Origin of the sequence: Flavobacterium chungangense LMG 26729, from assembly GCF_000735715.2 — a bacterium.
GTDB lineage: Bacteria > Bacteroidota > Bacteroidia > Flavobacteriales > Flavobacteriaceae > Flavobacterium > Flavobacterium chungangense.
Genome location: NZ_JASY01000008.1, coordinates 38297 through 58897 on the forward strand (window position 1 = coordinate 38297; position 20601 = coordinate 58897).

The window sequence follows — 20601 nt, forward strand, 5'->3', positions numbered from 1 at the left end:
AAGTTGCTAAGACCCAAAGGAACAAAGATTTTTTTCTGAGTTTCTGAGGTTAAAATTAAAAATTCATTTTTAGTTTTAAAAATCTAACAGTCTAACAATCTTAAAGTCTAAGAAGTCTAATTTTTGACTACTTTTGCAATATGGAAGAAAATCTAAAACGCCTTAATAAATTCATTGGAGAAACAGGGTATTGTTCCCGCCGTGAAGCAGATAAACTCATCGAAGAAGGACGCGTAACCATAAACGGTGCCGTACCCGAAATGGGAACCAAAGTTTCGCCTGATGACGAAGTGCGCATAGACGGAAAACTAATCGTTGAAAAACACGAAAAAATGGTGTATCTGGCTTTCAATAAACCTACAGGAATTGAATGTACAACCAATCTTGAAGTCCGAAACAATATTGTCGATTATATCAATTACCCAAAACGTATTTTTCCAATCGGAAGGCTGGATAAAGCCAGTGAGGGATTGATTTTCATGACCAATGACGGCGATATCGTAAACAAGATTTTACGAGCCCGAAACAACCACGAAAAAGAATATACCGTAACCGTAAATAAACCGATAACCGACCGTTTTATACAACGTATGGGAAATGGTGTTCCGATTTTAGATACCGTTACTCGAAAATGTAAAGTAGAGCAAATTAGTAAATACACCTTCAAAATTATTCTGACACAAGGTTTAAATCGTCAGATTCGAAGAATGTCTGAGTATTTAGGGTATGAAGTTACGGCTTTAAAACGCATCCGGATTATCAACATTTCACTGGATGTTCCTGTGGGACGCTACAGAGATTTAACCGATGCTGAAATAAAAGAACTAAATCAGTTAATCGAACCTTCCAGTAAAACTGAAGAAGCCAGTTTACCAAAACCGGAAGCTCCAAAAAGAAGAACAGAATTTATTTCAAAACACGATCCCCGATTTAAAAAAAGAGGAGATTATTAAGCTTTCGCTATAACAATCTCCTTGATTTTCAAATAATTTCTATTTTAATATTCTAAAGTGTTTTACGAAGTCTTTGTATTTATCACTTAATGTAACTTTGTGATTACCTTTTAGAACAATCAAATTGTCATTCACAATTATTTCCTGAATTTTTGTAGCGTTTACAATATAATTTCGATGGGTCTGAAAAAATTTTGCAGGATCCAGAAGCTGAATGATTTTGGTCAGGGAGATTAAAATAACGAATTTTTCTGCTTCGGTTATAATGTTGCAATAGCGGTCTTCGACTTCTATGTACACAATATCCTTGATTTGTACCTTCTTCAAGGATTTATTTTTTTTGATAAACAGCGAATCATTACTTATTACGGCATTTTGATCTTCGCTGTGAAAAGCATTGGTCTGTCCATAAAACTTTTCGACAGCCATTTCGAGTGCGTACAAAATTTCCAGTTCGTTAAATGGTTTCAGCAAAAAGCTAAAAGGCTTGGTCAGTTTAGCTCTTTCAAATATCTGACGATCCTTTGAACTGGTTAAAAAAACAAAAGGTTTTACGCTATTGGGAACAATATTTATTGTTTCTGCAAAAGTAATTCCGTCCGGTTTTCCATCTAAGAAAACATCGATCACGACGATGTCAATTGTATTTTTGTAAAAAAGGGTTAGTGCATCCTGATACGTTTGGGCAATTCCTACAATGTTATAATTGTTTTCGGTTAGTACTTTTACAAGCGCATCGCTTTCGGCCGGCGTATCTTCGACAATAAGTACATTTATATTATCCATGATTTTTAAACTTTGGTAATCCTATGATGATTTTAGTTCCAACACCTTCTTCACTCTCTATATCGAGTGTTCCTTCGTTTTTTCGAATCAGGCTTTTGCACAACTGCATTCCTAATCCGGTTCCTATAATATCATCGTTTTGCTTTTTAGACAATAAAATGGTTTCTTTTAATAATTCTTTTCTTCTTGCTTCGTTCATTCCTAATCCGGTGTCTTCGATGACCAGATAACAAAATTCTTCTGATGCAGGACGGCTGTAAATAGAAATCGTTCCGTTTTCTTTAGAGAATTTAATCGCATTGTCTAAAAAGTTCCGAATGATGATTTTAAGCGAATCCAGATCAGCAAACACATAATCTGAAGCCGCAACATTGATTACAAAACTAATGTTCTTATTGAGCATCAAAGGCTTGTAATTATACTCTACATGCTGCACTATCGAAGACAAATGCAAGGATTCCTGGTAAAAATAGCTCTGCTGGGTTTGCAATAAAGCCCAATTGAGCAGGTTGTCCAGCAAATTGTATGCACCACTGGCAATGGAGCTGTTTTTGTGCAGTAAAACATCCAGCTCGGTATAGTTTTTACTTTCAAGATTATCCAGAAGTTTACTATTACTCACTTTCAGAGCATTTACAGAAGAACGCAAATCATGACTGACGATTGAGAACAATTTATCTTTTGTAGCATTGAGTTCATCCAGTTCGTTTTTCTGCGCTAAGATGATTTTATTGCTCCTGATTTTTTGCCTGTAAAAATAAACTCCGGTACCCAACAGTACAAACAATAAAACCGAAGAAATGAGAAACCCATTTCTTTCGGCTATTTTTGCTTTATTCTCTGCAGCCAGAACGTTGACTTCTTTTTGCTTTTGTTTTATGGCAAATTTCTTTTCAAGATCTGCAATCGCCCAGACTTTGTTTTGATCATTTAAGGAATCTTTCCATGCTTCGTATTCTTTTCTGTAAGTTAAGGCTAACGGGAAGTTTTTTCTATTTTCCTCTACTACTGCCATGTTTAATGTGGCATTTTGCTTTAACTCAAATGATTTTACTTTTTTAGAAAGATGATATGCTTTTTCGAAATATGGAATTGCCTCATCATCCTTGTATTGTATATAATATAAATTAGCAATATCCATATAGGAACCAATAAGCAATATAGTATCTTTTTGTACTTCTTGTAATTTAGCACTTTTAAACAAATACTCTTCAGCTTTGTCATATTTTTCAAGGTGTAAATAACACAATCCTAAATTATGAAATACAGTACTTTTTTTAAAATCGTAAAAATCTTTGCTTAAGTTTTCAACCTCATTAAAGTTCGATAATGCTATATTAAAGTCTCCTTGCTCTAAAGCAATTTCTCCTAAAGAAAAATTTACTTTATAATAAAATTTAAAATTAGGAGAAATTAACTTAAACTCTTTTTTTGCTTCTTTAAAAATTTTTTTTTCAAAAAAACTTATCGCTCTAAAATAATGACAATAATTAAATAGCTCAAGAGAATTTCTACTGCTAAGTTGTTTCATAGAATAAACTAAAGTAGAATCCCATTGCTTTTCAAAAAAGAAATGTTGAGCTTTATTAAAATTAATTTGCTTATGATATTTTATTACTTTATTTCTAATCTCAAATTTCATTAAATTATTTTCTGATATTTCCTGAGAAAAAAGAAAAAATGTATTTAATATAGAAAGAAGAATAAAAAAACTTTTAATCATTATCTATCTGATTAAATTTCATTCTAATTATGTTGTACTGTTGTCACAGTCCCTCTAGAAGTTACTGGATCAGAATCCCACAGAAATGTCTGGATTGATGTTAGGTTTGAAAGTCCACCAATAAAAATATCTGCATCAGCCTGAAAAATTACTTCATAAATAAACAAATCTCCCGATAATTCTTCAGGCTGATTGTATACTATAAAAAACTGTAATTGTGCATCTCCCTCAATATCTATATAGGTATTCTGAATGACGCTATAATCAAGTACTTCGTTTTTGATGGCCTCAGCATCTACATAAATAATAGCATTCATCGTAAGTGTATTGTCTTTGGCAGAATAGTAGGCTTCAACATAAGGAGCTAGAATCTCTACAGATTTCGTTTCCTGAAATGTCACATTTCCTATTGAATTTGCTCCTTCAATAGGCGTAATATCTGTTCCTGGAGGATAAATGATTACAGGGCATTCAGTTGGGGTAATTTTTTCCATGGTAAATAATTTTTAGGTTTGTTAATTAATATTTAGATTTTATGAATCCTGTTAATTAAGCCATATTTAACTGACATAACTAGCAAATTTCACAAATCAAATATAACAAAGTATTTCTTAATAAGTTTTGTTTAAGTGTACATTCAACGTTATTATTTGCTTTTTGTCAATAAAAAATTGAAGAAAATCGATTAAAAAGAATGTTTTATAAAAAAAATCCTACTCGTTGTTGAATAGGATTTCTTTAGTTATTTTACTATTTCTTCAAAAACTCATAATACAATGCTTTTGATAAAAACGATTTTTCCTGATAAGAATGAATTTCGGCTTCTCTTGCAGCTTCTTTTACCTGACCGTCTAAATTGTTCTTTAAAAAATATTCTCTTCTTGATTTATCATTAAAATTCAAATCACTCAAAAAAATCGGCTCTACTCCTTTATTTACTGAGATATTATAATTGGTAATCAAATTCCCCCAATTGAAATAACTGCAAATCAAAATCGTTCCGTATACATACCAAATCATGTGGTTAAAAAGATAAGCGTTTGTTTTTTGCCTGATTATTTTTTGAAAAGAAACCATTAAACCTATAATTGCTAAAGCTAAAAACAAGTATACGCCAAGCCTTTTATAAGTTAACCCGAAAAAGGCAATATATTCGGTATTTTTCATCACTGCACTTACAATTAAAACACAGTTTAATGCAATCCAGATTTTGGCGAGCCTTTTGAGCTGTGCGGCTTTTTCATCAAAGTTGAATCCGCCTTTGAAATAAAACAGAATTACCCCGACAGCCATAACGATGGAGAAGATTACAGCATTTACGCGTTCGTGTGTGTCTGAACTTAAATTTGTTTTCTCGACCACTTCAAAAAACTGCTCGTAATTATAGGTTCCGATGAAAATCAATAACATTAGGTTTAATAGTACCAGCGTAATTTCGCCGCTCTTTCTTTCAAAATCGACATCCAGGAAAGAAAATGTATTTTGGTTTTCGATTGTGTCTGTATTGCTGAAATCATTATCTAATACATATTTTTTTTCATAACAAACTTCCGGGATCCAGTAATTCCAAAAACTGAAAGAAATATAGAACCCTAAACCTGAAATAACGATTAACTGCCAAAGATCAATATCTAAAGTATAATCTGTAAAGAGTGAAGAAAAATGATCGCTTCCGAAAGAATAGACAATAAAAAAGAGTCCTAAAAAAACGGTTGGGATAATCACGAAAGCAACGAGTTTTTTTGCAAAATTATTATGGATTTTCTTTTCGGGAAGCCATTGTTTAAACATGAAAATGCGTCCTAAGGAAGTAATTCCGTTTAAAAAGATTAGCGGTATTACCTGAATTACTTTGAGTTCTCTTTCATGGGTTTTGAATTGTAAAAAGACAACTGATAATGCCAACGCCCAAAAAGAGGCAAAATCTCCGTACCAGGCAAATGCCAGACAAGACAATATAGAGGTTACAACTAATATTAAATGGGTTCTGTCTGTAAATTTGTCCTGAAAAAAATAACAGATGGCCGCCGTTATTGCCAAACCGAACAACGCCAGATTAATGCCCATTGTCTCATTGTAAAAAAGCAGTGTAAAAATCAAACTGCTGGCCAGAATAAATTGATGTTTTTTCATGGTTGTAGAATTTTAGTTGTTGTGTTGAAATTAAATTATATCTTTTATGATTTCACTTATATTATTTTTGATTTTATTACATAATTCAAAAAGTACTTTGTATTTCAAAGTTTTTAGATAAAAAAATTTGAATATTTAAAATTTCATTAATTTTTCCAGATAATTAAGGTGCTCTTTAAAGGCAGCACGCCCAAGATCGGTGACTTTGTATGAGGTTTTAGGTTTTTTGCCTACAAATTCTTTCTTTACTTCGATATACTGGGCTTTTTCAAGAGCAGAGGAATGGCTTGCTAAATTACCGTCTGTGATATTCAAAAGTGTTTTCATTTCGGTGAAATCAATCCACTCGTTTACGATCAGAATAGACATTATACCTAATCGGACACGGCTTTCGAAATCTTTATTTAATTTATCAATAATTCCCATGGGCTTATTTGTATTTTTTGAACATTACTAATCCGTACAAGATGTGTAAAATACCAAATCCGATTATCCAAAAAATTAAACCATATCCTAAATAGAAAAGAGAAATAAATCCTAAAACCAGTTCGCAATATCCTAAATACTTTACATCAGAAAATGTGTATTTTTCTGCATTTACAAGGGCTAAACCGTAGAAAATTAAAGTCACAGGAGCAACTAAAACATATAGGTGGTGATATAAAAGCGCTAAACAAAATATCCCGCCTGACAAAAGTGGAATGGCTAAATTTAAAAGCATTTTTTTTGTTGCAGATGTCCAGATCGGCAAGTTGTATTTTTTGCTTTTTCTGATGGTAAAAAAGATTCCGAATGTAAATGCAAAGACCAAAATAAGAAGAGCAATCCAAACTAACTCTGAAACTAAACTGGCGGAATACAATTTATGATCACCATCAAAATAATCAAGACCGTTGGCTTTGAATAATTGATAAACGTACAATCCTCCGATAAGAGCTGACAATCCTGCAAAAACTCCTGAGAGTCCGCTTAAGGATATAAATCTTGAAGAGCGTTCCATCATAGAACGAATGTGGGCTAAATCTTCCTGGTGCTTCTGATCCATAAATAAAGTACTTTGTACTGCAAAGTTATTATTTATTTTGAATTGGCAAATAAAAATCTAAAAATATTTTTAAGGATAATGTAGATTCTTCTTTCGAGGTTTCTAAAACCTTACAGGTCTTTAGTCTTGTTAGAATAAAAAACAATATTGTTTTAGTGCTTAAAGTATACCTGCAAGGTTTTGAAAAACTTTCAGGAACTATGGGTTTATAATTTCCTGTGAGCCGCGTGAGGGATAGAAATAAGCTACCGAAGTAGCATGGATAGCCCGACCCTGTTTGCGGAAAGGCGCACAATATACGTCAAGATTGGAGCGCCTTTTTGCAAACAGGGTCACGCCCAAAGTATATAAAAACGAAAAAGCCTGTTTGCAGTGAACAGGCTTTTGCTTTATAGTGAGATTTTTAATTAAAACCATCTTCTTCTTTTGAATAACAAAACCCCTAAAACAGATAAAATAATGGAAACCAAAAGCAGAATCCAGATTCCGTATCTGCTCTCTTCTAAACCATTTGGTACGTTCATTCCGTACAAACTGGCGATTAGCGTGGGAATCATTAAAATGATAGAAATTGAAGTCATCTGCTTCATAATATTATTCATATTGTTTGAAATTACTGAAGCATAGGCATCCATCATTCCTGTTAAGATGTTGCTATAAATATTAGCGGTATCCTGTGCCTGACTTAATTCGATTTCGACATCTTCCAGCAAATCCAAATCGTAATTTGCCTTATGTGCTTTTAGGTTTTTAACTCGCTGAAATAAGACATCGTTGGCTTTCAGAGAAGTAATAAAAAACACAAGACATTTCTCGATTTGAAGTAATGCCTGCAGTTCTTCGTTTTTGATGGATTTCTCCAAATTATCTTCTGCAAGTTTAATTTTTTGATTGACTTGTTTTAAATATTTTAAATACCAAACACTCGATGAAAGCAGCAATCGTAAAACCAAATCAGGATTGTCTTTGATTTCAATATTCTTACGTTGTGAATACGAGACAAAATCTGCTATGATTTCTGTTTTGTAAAAAGTAATGGTTACACAGATATCTTCTTTAAAAATTACGCCCAGCGGAATGGTCTGAAATGGCAATTTAACATCATCGCTTTTGATGGGAACCCGCATAATAATTAGCGTCCAGCCATCTTCAATTTCGATACGGGGTCTTTCGTCGATATCTTCGATATCATTGTAAAAGGCTTCGGGAATCTGAAGCTCTTCTAATAAATATTTTTTTTCTGAATCTGTTGGATCCTGAATACTAACCCAGCAATCTGGATTCCATTTTGGGATTTCTATTACTCCGTTGTTGTTTGTGTAAAAGGCTTTCATTTCAAAATACAGGGTGTTATCACAGCATTTTGAAATTTTTCAAAAGCTGCTTTAATTTAATACTAACGAATAATAATCGTCCATTTGGAGAAGTGTTTTTTTAGTGTGGCAAAAGTATCTTTTATTTTTAAAACCTGAAACTTTAAACTATTAATTAAAAATTAAAAATAACCTATTGGAAAAATTGAGGACATGAGCGAAGTTGAAGGTTTTTGAGTGTGAAAAGCTTCGACTCCGCTCAGCCTGACACTTGTCTTTAATGTAAAATAACAAAACCCACTCGTTTGAATGGGTTTGTTTATTGATATTCTATAAAATATTATTTTGCTGCGCTTCTCATTTTACGTGCTAAAAGTGTATTTTTAAGCAACATGGCAATTGTCATTGGCCCTACTCCACCCGGAACCGGGGTAATGAAAGATGCTTTTTTGCTTACACCATCAAAATCAACATCTCCTTTTATAACATATCCTTTTGAGTTTGCTGCATCTTCAACTCTTGTGATTCCAACGTCAATAATTACAACTCCGTCTTTTACCATATCTGCTTTTAAAAATTCAGGAACTCCTAAAGCTGTAATAATGATATCTGCATTTTTAGTAAAGTCGGCTAAGTTTTTAGTTCGGCTGTGTGTTAAGGTAACGGTTGAATCTCCCGGATTGCCTTTACGGCTCATCAGAATACTCATTGGACGTCCTACAATATGACTTCTCCCAATTACAACAGTATGCTTTCCTGCAGTTTCTACTTTATAACGCTCCAACAATTCCATAATTCCGAATGGTGTTGCAGGAATAAAACTTTCCATTTCTAATGCCATTCTTCCGAAGTTTGTTGGATGAAATCCGTCAACATCTTTGTCAGGATCAATAGCTAATAAAATTTTTTGCTCATCTATGTGTTTTGGCAAAGGCAACTGAACGATATATCCGTCTAAATTATCGTCTTCATTTAACTCTTTTATTTTTCCTAATAAATCTACTTCGGTAATATCTTCAGGCAAGGCTACTAATGTTGAATCGAAGCCAATTTGCTGACAAGATTTTACTTTGCTTCCTACGTAGGTTAAACTTGCTCCGTTATTTCCAACAATTACTGCTGCCAAATGAGGCACTTTTCCTCCGGCTGCTTTTATGGATTGAACTTCAGCTGCAATTTCGTTTTTAATGTCTTCAGATGTTTTTTTACCGTCTAGTATTTGCATTGTTTTTTGTTTCTGGTTTAATTTTTTGTTTCAGATTTCAAGTTGAAACGACACTTATGTAGATTCAAGTAAAAAAGTTTCAAATTTCGTTTCATAACCTGAAACCTTAAATTTGAAACTTTCTTTTTTATTATCTCGGCATTCCGCCTGGCATACCTTTCATACCACCCATCATTTTCATCAGGTTTTTTCCGCCTGGTCCCTGCATCATTTTCATCATTTTGCTCATTTGATCAAACTGCTTCATCAATTGATTCACCTGTTCGACTTTTGTCCCGGAGCCTTTTGCGATTCTGGCTTTCCTTTTTACGTCGATAATGGCGGGTTTGCTTCTTTCTCCCGGTGTCATCGAATGAATAATCGCTTCAATATGTTTAAATGCATCATCTTCGATTTCAACATCTTTCATGGCTTTTGAAGCTCCCGGTATCATTCCAACCAGGTCTTTCATATTACCCATTTTCTTAACCTGTTGTATCTGCGTTAAGAAATCGTCAAAACCAAATTCGTTTTTAGCGATTTTCTTTTGAAGTTTTCTGGCTTCTTCTTCATCAAATTGTTCCTGAGCTCTTTCAACAAGAGACACGACGTCTCCCATTCCTAAAATACGCTCAGCCATACGTTCCGGATAGAAAACATCAATTGCTTCCATCTTCTCACCTGTACCTACAAATTTGATTGGCTTGTTTACAATTGATTTAATCGAAAGCGCCGCTCCACCACGAGTATCACCATCTAATTTCGTTAAGATAACGCCATCAAAATTCAAGATATCGTTGAAAGCTTTTGCTGTGTTTACAGCATCCTGCCCTGTCATAGAATCGACAACGAATAAGGTTTCCTGAGGTTGAATTGCTTTGTGTACACGTGCAATTTCATCCATCATTTCCTGATCTACAGCCAAACGTCCTGCTGTATCGACGATAACAACATTAAATCCGTTTGCTTTGGCATGTTTTATTGCGTTTTGAGCAATCTCTACAGGATTTTTATTTTCCGGTTCTGAGTAAACCTCAACACCTATTTGATCTCCAACCACATGTAATTGATTGATCGCTGCAGGACGGTAGATATCACACGCTACAAGAAGAGGTTTTTTATTTTTCTTAGTCTTTAAAAAGTTGGCTAATTTTCCTGAAAAAGTTGTTTTACCTGAACCCTGAAGTCCTGACATCAAAATTACTGTTGGATTTCCTGAAAGGTTAACTCCGGCTACATCGCCTCCCATTAATTCTGTCAGCTCATCTTTTACCAGCTTCACCAATAATTGTCCTGGCTGAAGCGTAGTCAATACATCCTGACCAATTGCTTTTTCTTTTACTTTGGTGGTAAAATCTTTAGCAATTTTAAAGTTAACGTCGGCATCAAGCAAAGCACGACGAACTTCTTTTAAGGTATCGGCAACGTTTACTTCTGTAATTTTACCATGTCCTTTTAATATATGGAACGCTTTATCTAACTTATCACTTAAATTATCAAACATAATTTTGTTTTCTTTTATTGAAGTGCAAATATAAACTAAAGTTACAAAGTCACAAAGATACCAACTTGTAAAATTTAGAGAATATCAATAAAAAAACCAGCTTAACTAACTGGTTTTTTGTTATACTCTGTAATTCTTATGCTAATAATGTTCTCTTTTGAATTTAATTTTTTTCAAAATAAAGATAGTTATTGTTAGTTATGTCGCGAAAGCGTATTACAGAATTATTAAATTCAAATAATACCCAGCTATAATCTAATTTATGAAGCAGTAAGGAGCTGTAATTAAAGTAAATTTTGAACTCTTTGGCACCGTTTACTATATTACAATCCCATTGTCCTGTGGCAGAAATTCCATCTTTTGTAGCGACCACCGTTTTGTCGTTTTTAAAAACAAATTCATATCCAGTATAGGAAGAAGTTTTATCTGAATCCTTAAAAAAATAAGCAATCTTCCAGGTACCATTAGTTATTGTTTGTGTAAAATCAAGCGATACAATGTTATTTTCTGCGCAATTATCAATTGCATATTTAATTGCATTTTCGAACTCTAAATTATTCTTTATCGATTTTGTCTGATTATTACATTCTGTTATTGAAATAGGATAACTTAACGAAATATACTGGCTATCATTTAAATTTTTTATAAAATTAAAAAATGCCTGGTCACTTGTAATAGAAACAGAACTTGCAGACTGATTATAACTGTTGTAAATATTAATTGTTATGGGATAATTTATATTTAACCCATTTATTTTGGATAAAAGATCAGGGTAAAGATTCCAATAATCGATTAAGGAATCAAAGTCGGCTTCATTTGGAATCAATTTTTCTATATAATTATAGTAAATCATTGTTACCGGAAAATCTATTTTTACAATATCATCATCAGTAGTACTTGCGTTTATATTGTCAACCACTTTTTGATAATCTGCAGTAGTGTTAATCGCAATACTTGCATTATTAACAGTAACAGTATAAGGTAGTTTTATAGTGCAATAATTAGACCCGTCGATTACGTTATCCTGTACGGTTTTTACCATGGCAACCCTTTGCAAATAAGATGTAAGCGGGGAAGAACTGTTTACTGTCTGGGTATTATAGCTTTGTTCGTCTGATTCACTTTGACAAGAGAAAAAGAAGAGAAAAGCTAATATAGATAAATATTTATTAAAACGAAACATATTTATATTTTTACAAATGTATAATTTAACATATTGTTTTTGGCAAATTGCCCATCACTTATTGCATAATTTGCCCATTTTTCCAGATAAAGTAATCCTTTTTTTACAAGGAATAAATTATGGTTAAAATGAGCGTTGGCAAGGTAAAACCTGATTTTGAATACTAAATAATTCAACCAGTCTATACCTGAATAAAAACATTTTACTTCGGTTATACCCTACTTGAATTAAAAAGAAATACTTTTGCAAATCCAAATTGAAAGATTTTACTGCTAATGCCAAATATAGAACAATCAAATACTTGCGACGAAATAGTATTTTCGTCTTTTTTTAAAAGTCATATCAAAGCACTTCGGAATTTTCTTTTTTACAAATTTGGAAATAAAGATCAGGCCGAAGATGTAGCTCAGGAAGCCTTTTTGAAACTTTGGCAAAACTGTGCTTCTGTACCTGTTGAAAAAGCAAAATCATATATTTATACGATTGCAAACAATAGCACTTTAAATGAAATTGCGCACCAAAAAGTAGTTTTACGATATGAAAAAAATTTCGCTCCTTTAGACAGAACCAATGAAAGTCCCGAATATCTTTTAGAAGAAAAACAATTTCAGGTCAAACTTTTAAAAGCTATTGAAAATTTAAACGAAACACAGCGTGTGGCATTTTTAATGCACCGAATTGATAAGAAAAAATATAGTGAAATTGCCGTAGAGTTGAATATAAGCGTAAAAGCAGTAGAAAAGCGCATTCATCTGGCTTTATTAAGTTTACGCAAAGAAATTGATTTATAAAAGTAGGGTAAATGCAACCCTGGTTGTTTTAAAATTATAATGCCAATACAATGAAAGAAGATGATTTATTAGCCAGATGGCTTAACGATGATTTATCCGAGAAAGAATTAGCCGAGTTTGAAGCAAGTCCTGATTTCGAAAAATACCACAAAATAAAAAATTATACGGCTCACCTGGAAGTAGATGACCTGGATGAAAATGCGATGCTGTCAAATATTCTTCAACAGAAAAAAACAGCTCCAAAAGTGATTCCGTTATACAAAAAAAGGTTATTTCGTGTAGCAGCTATTTTTGTCTTAGCACTTGGGATAACTTTTGTGATGAAAAATTTTGTACCACAAAGCCAGACAGCAAATTTTGGAGAAAAAACCACTTTTTCATTACCCGATAATTCTGAGGTTGTATTGAATTCAGGATCTGAAATAAACTATAAAAAATGGAACTGGGACACTAACAGACGTCTTGAACTGAAAGGTGAAGCTTATTTCAGGGTATCAAAAGGCAGACGTTTTGAAGTGCAGACGCCACTTGGAAAAGTTTCGGTTTTAGGAACTCAATTTAATGTAAAAGCCAGAAAAAACAGATTTGATGTAACCTGTTATGAAGGTCGTGTCAAAGTAAATTATGCCAGCACACAAATCATATTGACACGCGGGCAAAGTGTAACTTTTGAAAACGGAAAACAATTCAATACGGATATAAAGTCATCTAAACCTGCATGGATCGACAACCAAATATGTTTTAATAAAGAAAATATAAAAAGCATTTTAGACGAACTTCAAAGGCAATACGACATTACAATTGAATTAAATGCGGACCATACAACTTCTTTGTTTACAGGAAAACTGCCTACGAAAGACCTGGATATGGCATTACAAATTATTAGTACAACCTATCATTTAAAAGCAAAAAAAGTTTCAAAAAATAAAATAATTTTTGACGAAAAATAAATGTTACGCCCCAAACCATTTCATTTTTTGTTTTTTTACCTTTTTCTTGTCCTGAACGTTTACGCGCAAGACAAAGGAAATGTTATGCCTTTAAAAAAAATTATAACTGAAATAGAACAACAGCATCAGGTAAACTTTAATTACACTGAAGAAAATGTTGCAAACTTTTTATTATTGCCTCCTAAAAGTTCACTTTCTTTAGAACAAAAACTACAATATCTCACCAGAAAAACCAATTTATCTTTTGAAAACCTGGGGAATAAATTCATCAACATTTATAAAAAAAATAACGATTCAAAAGTAATTTGCGGATATGTTTTTTCTAATATTGATAAAAAACCTATTGAAAATGCTAATATTCATTTAAACAGCATCACTCATATCACTACTGATTCAAATGGTTATTTTGAATTTGAAAAAGGCTCTAAAAATATTTTTTTTATTAGTCATGTCGGATTTATGGTCAAAAAAATAACAACCGCGAATTTAGATTCTCAAAATTGTCTCAAAATAATCTTAGAACCTGAAATTACCGAACTTGAAGAAATCAAAACCAATCCTATTTTAGCTTCCGGTATTTCGAAAAATAGTGATGGTTCATTTGAAATTAAACCAAAGAAATTTGGTATTTTACCCGGGCTTATTGAATCAGATGCCTTGCAGACCATGCAGCAAATTCCAGGTGTAAACAGTATCGACGAAAGCGTATCAAGTATTAATGTCCGTGGCGGAACACACGATCAAAATTTGTTTTTATGGAATGGAATACGAATGTTTCAAACTGGACATTTTTTTGGTTTAATATCGGTATTTAATCCTAATTTGGCACATACTATTTCTATCTATAAAAATGGAAGCTCTCCATTTTACGGCGAAAGCGTTTCTAGTGTAGTGGCTATTTCCTCAACACCTGAAACAACAGAAAAAAATAGTTTTAGCGCAGGAATCAATATGATTAATGCTGATATTTATGCAAAATACAATCTTTCGAAAAAGAGTTATATAGAAATTTCAGGACGAAAATCCATCACCGATTTTGTAGAAACACCAACGTACAAAGAATATTTTAATAAAGTATTTCAAAATACAACCATTACTGATTTTTCTCAAAATCAAAATATTAATTACAAAAGCGACAAAGAATTCGATTTCTACGATGCCACACTTAAATACGTTCAAAAACTGGGTTTAAAGGATCAAATAATATTAGATTTGATAACCATACAAGACAACTTAAAAGTATTTCAGAGTGCTGATTCGTACAACATAAATAAATCTGAGGATAATATTTTACGACAACAAAACTATGGTGGTAATTTATCCTGGAAAAGAAACTGGAATAGCTTAAACACTACTAAAATAAATATTTACAATTCTTCGTATGAACTTCTTGCGGACCAAAAAACTACAACTGGAAATCAAATAGTAATTCAGGAAAACACTGTCGCTAATAATGGAATTAATTTAGAAAACAACCACACGATTAATTCAAAATTCAGTTTTCATGATGGCTATCAGTTTAATGAAATTGGTATCACTAATTTAGAACAAGTAACTAATCCGGATTTTTATCGTAAGACCAAAGACGTTTTAAGAACCCATGCCTTAATTTTAGAAGGAAGATACAATGACACCATTTCCAGAGTAATACTAAATGCGGGAATACGATTAAATTATATTGAAAAATTTAAAAAATATATTCCTGAACCCCGCATACAGTTTAATTATGGGTTCAACAAAAATCTAAATCTGGAATTGCTTGGAGAATTAAAAAGTCAAAACTCCCAACAAATTATTGATTTACAGAAAGATTATTTTGGCATTGAAAAAAGGCGCTGGATTATTTCAAATAATACAACAATTCCAATACAAAGAAGCAAGCAAATATCATTGAGTCTGTTCTATAAAAAAAATGACTGGTTGCTGGATATAGAAAATTTTTATAAAAAAGTAAACGGAATTACAACTGCCAGTCAGGGTTTTCAGAACCAGTTAGAATTTGTGAGAACAACCGGTGACTATGAAGTTTTAGGAACAGAATTTCTAATTCAAAAAAAGATGAATCATTTTCTGACCTGGCTTAGCTATACTTACAACAATAATAATTACCATTTCTCTAATTATGAATACCCAAGTTTTCCGAACAACTTCGAATTAATACACACCATATCGTGGGCCGGAAGTTATGAAAAAAATAATTTTAAAATAGCTTTGGGAACAAAATGGTCTTCAGGAAGACCAAAAACATCTCCTGATATTTCTAAAATAGACCTTTCAGATCCTGTGTTGGTTTACAATAAACCAAACAATACGAATTTGAATATTTTTTCGCAAGTCAATCTTTCCTCTACATATAAATGGAAAATGCCCAATGGAATTCAGTACAAATTAGGAATCTCCATCCTGAATATCCTCAACAGGAAAAATGAAATTAGCGAATATTACAGAATAAGTTCCCTTTCAAATTCGATAGAGGATGTCGAAACATTTTCACTACAAAGAACTCCAAACCTGAGCTTTAGAGTTTCCTTTTAATCCAAATATCCCGGATTGCAAAATAAGCAATACATTTCTTTCATTTTTTTTTCAAAAAATAATAATTCTTTGGTAGGGTAATCTACATCAAGGCTGTTTTACTACTGAACCCCTAAAAGAATAAAAATGAAAAAAAAATTAATACTAACTATTCTTGCAATAGTTGCTTTTGGCATTTTTGGTTACTGCTACGTCTGGTATGGAGGTGCCAGAAACGTATCTGCCGAAGATGCTGTATTTAATGTTACCTCAAAAAGCATTATAGCAGAATTTGATGCTGATATTGACAAATCAAATACAAAGTACCTGGAAAAAGCAATCGCCATCAAAGGAATCGTCAGTAAAGCAGACCAAAAACAAGTCATTCTGGACAACACAATTGTTTGTGATTTGAAAGAATTAGATCCTGCGATTAAAGAAGATCAGGAAATAACTCTTAAAGGCAGAGTTGTAGGATATGACGACCTTATGGGAGAGATCAAATTAGACGAGTGTACAGTAATAAATAATGATTAATAAAATAAAAATGAAGAATTTTTTAGGCTTTATGCTTGTGTTTTTTTTAACGGGAAATCTATTTGCACAAGATGATTTACTGAGTCAGCTGGATACCATTAAATCAGATGAAAAACAAATTGAAATTGCAGCCTTTAAAGGATTGCAGATAGCCAATATGCAATCTACAAAATTGCCGGCAAAAGGAGAATGGTATATGCTTGTATCACATCGTTTTGGTGATTTGTCTGAAGGATTTAATAATTTCTTTGGTTTAGATAATGCCCTGACAAAGTTTGGTGGAATTTATGGTGTAACAAACTGGCTTAGTCTTGGTGCAACCCGTCACACATACAATAAAACATATGAGGTAACTGCCAAATATAAAATGGCTAATCAGCAAGTAAATGGTTTTCCGGTTACAATTGTAGGTTACAATACAATGGATATCAACAGCGCACTGGAAAAAGAAGTGTATCCAAATTTACAATTTTCGGATCGTTTAGCTTTTACTACCCAATTATTGGTTTCCAGAAAAGTAAATGAAAAATTATCAGTCGAATTGGGACTTATTAATGTCTATAAAAATCTATATGATGATTCGATTGAACAGCAAAATGTATTTTCGGCAGCAGGAGGATTACGATACAAAATTGCCAAAAGAATGAGCGTTAACCTGGAATATGCTGCACGAGTAATAACAGAAGAAAAAGCAATAGATCCTTACCATAATCCGCTTACGGTTGGTTTGGATATTGAAACCGGAGGACACGTTTTTCAACTCGTATTCTCAAACAGCCAGCCTATGAATGATGTAGCGGTATTTTCAACTGCCTCAGGAGACTGGAATAAAGGAAAGATTTATTTTGGATTTAACATGTACAGATCCTTTTAAAAACAAGAAACATTTAAGTTAACATATGAAAAAGAATATAGTATTATTATTATTTATCTGTACAGCATTTTTAGTTTCCTGTACAACCAGAACTTATGAAGAAATTTCAGAGTCAGAGTCATCCTCTTCACCTACTTATACAGCAAATGTTGGGCCTGTCATACAATTAAACTGTGTGGGTTGCCACTCTGCAGGAAGGCGATCGCCTACTTTAGAAACGTATGAGCAGGTCAGGGATGCCGCTCAAAATGGAAACCTGATATGCAGAATAGATCAAACCCAATCCTGTGGAAGCGTTATGCCGCCAGGTGCACCTATGCCCAGAACAACCATCGACATGATTTTGCTTTGGCAAAAAGAAGGATACAAAAATTAAATACATATAAAATGAAAGAAATACTAATATCAGCATTGTTTTTATTGGCGGGAAATATGGTTTTTTCGCAAAAAATGGTAACCAGAACCGGAGAAGTAAAATTTGAAGCCTCAATGCCTGCTTTTGAAGAAATAGCAGCAACTAACAAAACAGCATCTGCTATCCTTGAAAAGAGTACAGGCGACTTTGTGGCTTTGACTCTGATAAAATCATTCAAATTCAAAGCACCATTGATGGAAGAGCATTTTAATGAAAATTATATGGAGTCTTCTCAATTTCCAAAAGCAACTTTTAAAGGAAAGATTTTAAATTTTGATGCTAAAAAATTATCTGCTACAAAAACAACTTATGACTTAGAAGGTGATCTAACCATACATGGTGTTACAAAAAAGGTAAAAACGAAAATCAGCCTTACTTTAAGTGGAGCCAAAATTCTTGCAGCAAGCGCCATTTCGGTTAAACCGCAAGATTATAAAATTGAAATTCCAAGCCTGGTTAAAGGAAAAATAGCTGAAAATGTAAAAGTTACAATGAATTTCGTTCTTGAACCAAATTAATTAAACAACTGATTTTACTATGAAAAAACTATTCGTATTGACTGCTTTATTATGTTTTTATATCTCTACGGCACAAGAAAAAAATGTATTTGATATTGCCCGAAGCGGAACTTTAACAGAGATTCAAAATCTCAACAAATCAAACCCGGATTTAATCAATTCGCTTAACGAAAATAAAACAAGTCCGTTGATACTGGCTTGTTACAGAGGAAATATTGAAGTTGCCAAATTTCTTATAGAAAATGTAAAAAACATTAACTACAACTCTGATATGGGAACGGCTCTAATGGCGGCAACGTATAAAAACCAGCCACAATTAGTAAAATTATTGTTAGAGAAAAAAGCAAATCCAAATGCAACAGATGCAAACGGAATCACAGCATTGTCACTAGCAGTTCAATTTAAGAATACTGAATTAGTAAAATTGCTTTTAGAACATAAAGCTGATAAAACAATTAAAGATAATCAAGGAAAAACAGCATTTGAATATGCTGTTTTTTCTCAAAATGAACCCATCATTAACCTTTTAAAATAATCGATTATGAAAAAAATTACTCTTTTAACACTTTTAGCAATTGGTATAAGCAGTTTTGCCCAGCAAAAATCTACAGGAGATGTTACTTTCTCAACCAACATTACAGCTAATTTGACATTAAACAATACCACTCAAAAAGCAACAATAAAACTTATAGGTCCTTCAGACCGATGGTTTGCACTGCAATTTGGAAGTTTTACAGGGAGCGGAGGTATGGCTTCAGGACAAGATTTAATATACTCAAATGGGACTACTCTGGTTGATGCAAGACAAAACGGAGTTGGAGCTACTCCAAGCACAGATGCTACACAAAACTGGACTGTAACTTCTAATACTGTAGCCTCCGGAATTAGAACTATAATCGCAGAACGAAATTTTTCAACCGGTGATGCAAATGATTATACCTTTAATTATGCAAATACTACTATAGATTTTGCATGGGCCAAAAATAGCTCTGCCGGACAATCACTAAACAATCACGGAGGAAATCGAGGATATGGTATTGATACAGCTTTATCTACTTCTTTAGGTGTAGATGATTTTGGTTTGAAAGCTTCTTCTATTTCACCAAATCCATCAAACGGGAATTTTACCATTGAAACAAAAACAGGTTTAGATCAAATAAATGTATACTCTTTAATAGGAACACTAATTCAGACTATTGAAGTAAAAGATAAATCGAATACTGTTGAAGTGTCATTAAAAAATTTACAAACGGGAATTTACCTGATAGAATTGCAAAACGATCAGGAAAAAACCTGGAAAAAAATAATTATTAAATAGTTGGTAGGCTGTAAAAAGCCAAATTAATTGTTAGAATAAAGCGTCAAAACTATTTAACTCTAAGAATAGTTTGACGCTTTTTTTATTGCCAATTATGTTTTAATATCTCAATCGAAAGTTATGAAGACAAAAAAAGAGGCTAGAAAAATTCTAACCTCTTTATCAAAAAAAAAATAAAAAAAACCAAGTTATTAACTAATTGAAAAGTTTAACATCATAATCTCTTAGAATGTTGTAGTACTATTGGCCTGATAAGCAAAATTAAAAGTATAAAACCCGGTATCAACCGTTTTTAATGGGTCTGGAGTTACAGGAGCCCCTTTATAGTAGCTTAAAATTTCGAATTTTGCATATTTACCATCATGTGTTTTTATAACAAAAACTTTTCCTGCGATAGGAGAAATAATATGAGAATTCATATCATAGTTATACCACCCTTTTCCACTTCCTTTAGGAATTGCATAAACAGTAGCTGCATCCTGAGCAAAAGCAGAAGCTGCAGGATATAAAGTTACGCTGGCAAATGTCCCCGAAACGATACTGGCTGCACCAGATCCTGTTCTGTTTGGTTCAGCATCTGTCATTTTAACTCCCCCATTTACAATAATAGTTGTAGTATTGAAAGCTACGTCCCAATTATCAGTGGTAACGACTTTATTTTCTGAAAAACTGAACTTTGTATATCCTGTTTGTGATGCATCAAGATCAGAGACTTTTATAGTTTCAACTGCTGGAATTGTATTGTTTTTATCATCATCACTGCTACAAGATGCTGTAAAAATCACTAATGCTAAAAGCGAAAGTTTTAAAAAATTTGTTTTCATGGTAAAAATGTTTAAT

At 32.8% G+C, this 20601-nt stretch carries 21 protein-coding genes; 10 read left to right on the forward strand and 11 right to left on the reverse strand.

Translation table 11 applies throughout. The annotated features are described in order from the left end of the window. Positions 1-140 precede the first annotated feature (140 nt). A complete protein-coding gene (gene rluF / locus JE46_RS13970) occupies positions 141-953 on the forward strand; it encodes a 23S rRNA pseudouridine(2604) synthase RluF (protein ID WP_031455915.1) in 813 nt (270 codons plus the stop codon). 39 nt (positions 954-992) lie between these two features. Here the strand turns inward: rluF and JE46_RS13975 are convergent, their stop codons facing one another. The 10 genes from JE46_RS13975 to JE46_RS14020 form a co-directional block, all read right to left on the reverse strand. Then, positions 993-1739 (reverse strand): LytR/AlgR family response regulator transcription factor, encoded by a 747-nt coding sequence (locus JE46_RS13975; RefSeq protein ID WP_031455916.1) that lies wholly within the window; start codon positions 1737-1739, stop codon positions 993-995. Then, positions 1732-3381, reverse strand: a complete 1650-nt coding sequence (locus JE46_RS13980) for a tetratricopeptide repeat-containing sensor histidine kinase (RefSeq protein ID WP_244881885.1) — start codon at positions 3379-3381, stop codon at positions 1732-1734. The genes JE46_RS13975 and JE46_RS13980 overlap by 8 nt, the downstream gene beginning before the upstream one ends. 104 nt (positions 3382-3485) lie before the next feature. Further along, positions 3486-3956, reverse strand: a complete 471-nt coding sequence (locus JE46_RS13985; protein ID WP_031455918.1) for a hypothetical protein — start codon at positions 3954-3956, stop codon at positions 3486-3488. Between the two features lie 256 nt (positions 3957-4212). Next, positions 4213-5595: a DUF4153 domain-containing protein gene (locus JE46_RS13990; protein ID WP_031455919.1), complete on the reverse strand. Its 1383-nt coding sequence runs from the start codon at positions 5593-5595 to the stop codon at positions 4213-4215. Between the two features lie 135 nt (positions 5596-5730). Continuing rightward, a complete protein-coding gene (locus JE46_RS13995) occupies positions 5731-6021 on the reverse strand; it encodes a winged helix-turn-helix domain-containing protein (protein WP_031455920.1) in 291 nt (96 codons plus the stop codon). A gap of 4 nt (positions 6022-6025) precedes the next feature. After that, a complete protein-coding gene (locus JE46_RS14000) occupies positions 6026-6640 on the reverse strand; it encodes a hypothetical protein (protein ID WP_031455921.1) in 615 nt (204 codons plus the stop codon). A 407-nt stretch (positions 6641-7047) separates the two neighbouring features. Beyond that, the gene (locus tag JE46_RS14005) at positions 7048-7974 is read right to left on the reverse strand and encodes a magnesium transporter CorA family protein (protein WP_031455922.1); all 927 of its coding nucleotides are present in this window, start codon (positions 7972-7974) and stop codon (positions 7048-7050) included. A gap of 319 nt (positions 7975-8293) precedes the next feature. Next, positions 8294-9178 carry a bifunctional 5,10-methylenetetrahydrofolate dehydrogenase/5,10-methenyltetrahydrofolate cyclohydrolase gene (locus JE46_RS14010; protein WP_031455923.1) on the reverse strand — a complete coding sequence of 295 codons (885 nt, stop codon included), beginning with the start codon at positions 9176-9178 and terminating at the stop codon, positions 8294-8296. A 130-nt stretch (positions 9179-9308) separates the two neighbouring features. Beyond that, positions 9309-10661, reverse strand: a complete 1353-nt coding sequence (gene ffh, locus JE46_RS14015) for a signal recognition particle protein (RefSeq protein ID WP_031455924.1) — start codon at positions 10659-10661, stop codon at positions 9309-9311. Between the two features lie 163 nt (positions 10662-10824). Next, complete coding sequence (locus JE46_RS14020; protein WP_244881886.1) at positions 10825-11703, reverse strand: hypothetical protein; 879 nt, start codon at positions 11701-11703, stop codon at positions 10825-10827. Between the two features lie 416 nt (positions 11704-12119). Between JE46_RS14020 and JE46_RS14025 the strand changes: the two genes are divergently transcribed. The 9 genes from JE46_RS14025 (at position 12120) to JE46_RS14065 (ending at position 19761) form a co-directional block, all read left to right on the forward strand. Next, entirely contained in the window at positions 12120-12635 is a 516-nt protein-coding gene (locus JE46_RS14025; protein ID WP_031455926.1) for an RNA polymerase sigma factor, read from the forward strand. Positions 12636-12685: 50 nt separating this feature from the next. Beyond that, positions 12686-13585 (forward strand): FecR family protein, encoded by a 900-nt coding sequence (locus JE46_RS14030; RefSeq protein ID WP_031455927.1) that lies wholly within the window; start codon positions 12686-12688, stop codon positions 13583-13585. An 84-nt stretch (positions 13586-13669) separates the two neighbouring features. Beyond that, on the forward strand, positions 13670-16120 hold the full coding sequence (locus tag JE46_RS14035; RefSeq protein ID WP_236010811.1) for a TonB-dependent receptor: 2451 nt from the start codon (positions 13670-13672) through the stop codon (positions 16118-16120). A 126-nt stretch (positions 16121-16246) separates the two neighbouring features. After that, positions 16247-16636, forward strand: coding sequence for an OB-fold protein (locus JE46_RS14040; protein ID WP_031455929.1), 390 nt, complete (start codon positions 16247-16249; stop codon positions 16634-16636). 10 nt (positions 16637-16646) lie between these two features. Beyond that, positions 16647-17510: a DUF5777 family beta-barrel protein gene (locus tag JE46_RS14045; RefSeq protein WP_031455930.1), complete on the forward strand. Its 864-nt coding sequence runs from the start codon at positions 16647-16649 to the stop codon at positions 17508-17510. A gap of 25 nt (positions 17511-17535) precedes the next feature. Further along, a complete protein-coding gene (locus JE46_RS14050; RefSeq protein WP_031455931.1) occupies positions 17536-17886 on the forward strand; it encodes a hypothetical protein in 351 nt (116 codons plus the stop codon). An 11-nt stretch (positions 17887-17897) separates the two neighbouring features. Further along, positions 17898-18443: a YceI family protein gene (locus JE46_RS14055; RefSeq protein WP_031455932.1), complete on the forward strand. Its 546-nt coding sequence runs from the start codon at positions 17898-17900 to the stop codon at positions 18441-18443. Between the two features lie 19 nt (positions 18444-18462). Continuing rightward, complete coding sequence (locus JE46_RS14060; protein ID WP_031455933.1) at positions 18463-18978, forward strand: ankyrin repeat domain-containing protein; 516 nt, start codon at positions 18463-18465, stop codon at positions 18976-18978. A 6-nt stretch (positions 18979-18984) separates the two neighbouring features. Further along, on the forward strand, positions 18985-19761 hold the full coding sequence (locus tag JE46_RS14065) for a T9SS type A sorting domain-containing protein (RefSeq protein ID WP_031455934.1): 777 nt from the start codon (positions 18985-18987) through the stop codon (positions 19759-19761). A 224-nt stretch (positions 19762-19985) separates the two neighbouring features. On the opposite strand, the gene JE46_RS14070 is transcribed toward JE46_RS14065, so the two are convergent. Next, positions 19986-20585, reverse strand: coding sequence for an HmuY family protein (locus JE46_RS14070; protein ID WP_031455935.1), 600 nt, complete (start codon positions 20583-20585; stop codon positions 19986-19988). Positions 20586-20601 lie beyond the last annotated feature (16 nt).

Bases quoted from the DNA above. Each gene is read 5' to 3' on its own strand.
- rluF (WP_031455915.1), top strand. From the start codon at position 141: ATGGAAGAAAATCTAAAACGCCTTAATAAATTCATTGGAGAAACAGGG.
- JE46_RS13975 (WP_031455916.1), bottom strand. From the start codon at position 1,739: ATGGATAATATAAATGTACTTATTGTCGAAGATACGCCGGCCGAAAGC.
- JE46_RS13980 (WP_244881885.1), bottom strand. From the start codon at position 3,381: ATGAAATTTGAGATTAGAAATAAAGTAATAAAATATCATAAGCAAATT.
- JE46_RS13985 (WP_031455918.1), bottom strand. From the start codon at position 3,956: ATGGAAAAAATTACCCCAACTGAATGCCCTGTAATCATTTATCCTCCA.
- JE46_RS13990 (WP_031455919.1), bottom strand. From the start codon at position 5,595: ATGAAAAAACATCAATTTATTCTGGCCAGCAGTTTGATTTTTACACTG.
- JE46_RS13995 (WP_031455920.1), bottom strand. From the start codon at position 6,021: ATGGGAATTATTGATAAATTAAATAAAGATTTCGAAAGCCGTGTCCGA.
- JE46_RS14000 (WP_031455921.1), bottom strand. From the start codon at position 6,640: ATGGATCAGAAGCACCAGGAAGATTTAGCCCACATTCGTTCTATGATG.
- JE46_RS14005 (WP_031455922.1), bottom strand. From the start codon at position 7,974: ATGAAAGCCTTTTACACAAACAACAACGGAGTAATAGAAATCCCAAAA.
- JE46_RS14010 (WP_031455923.1), bottom strand. From the start codon at position 9,178: ATGCAAATACTAGACGGTAAAAAAACATCTGAAGACATTAAAAACGAA.
- ffh (WP_031455924.1), bottom strand. From the start codon at position 10,661: ATGTTTGATAATTTAAGTGATAAGTTAGATAAAGCGTTCCATATATTA.
- JE46_RS14020 (WP_244881886.1), bottom strand. From the start codon at position 11,703: ATGGTAAAAACCGTACAGGATAACGTAATCGACGGGTCTAATTATTGC.
- JE46_RS14025 (WP_031455926.1), top strand. From the start codon at position 12,120: ATGCCAAATATAGAACAATCAAATACTTGCGACGAAATAGTATTTTCG.
- JE46_RS14030 (WP_031455927.1), top strand. From the start codon at position 12,686: ATGAAAGAAGATGATTTATTAGCCAGATGGCTTAACGATGATTTATCC.
- JE46_RS14035 (WP_236010811.1), top strand. From the start codon at position 13,670: ATGCCTTTAAAAAAAATTATAACTGAAATAGAACAACAGCATCAGGTA.
- JE46_RS14040 (WP_031455929.1), top strand. From the start codon at position 16,247: ATGAAAAAAAAATTAATACTAACTATTCTTGCAATAGTTGCTTTTGGC.
- JE46_RS14045 (WP_031455930.1), top strand. From the start codon at position 16,647: ATGAAGAATTTTTTAGGCTTTATGCTTGTGTTTTTTTTAACGGGAAAT.
- JE46_RS14050 (WP_031455931.1), top strand. From the start codon at position 17,536: ATGAAAAAGAATATAGTATTATTATTATTTATCTGTACAGCATTTTTA.
- JE46_RS14055 (WP_031455932.1), top strand. From the start codon at position 17,898: ATGAAAGAAATACTAATATCAGCATTGTTTTTATTGGCGGGAAATATG.
- JE46_RS14060 (WP_031455933.1), top strand. From the start codon at position 18,463: ATGAAAAAACTATTCGTATTGACTGCTTTATTATGTTTTTATATCTCT.
- JE46_RS14065 (WP_031455934.1), top strand. From the start codon at position 18,985: ATGAAAAAAATTACTCTTTTAACACTTTTAGCAATTGGTATAAGCAGT.
- JE46_RS14070 (WP_031455935.1), bottom strand. From the start codon at position 20,585: ATGAAAACAAATTTTTTAAAACTTTCGCTTTTAGCATTAGTGATTTTT.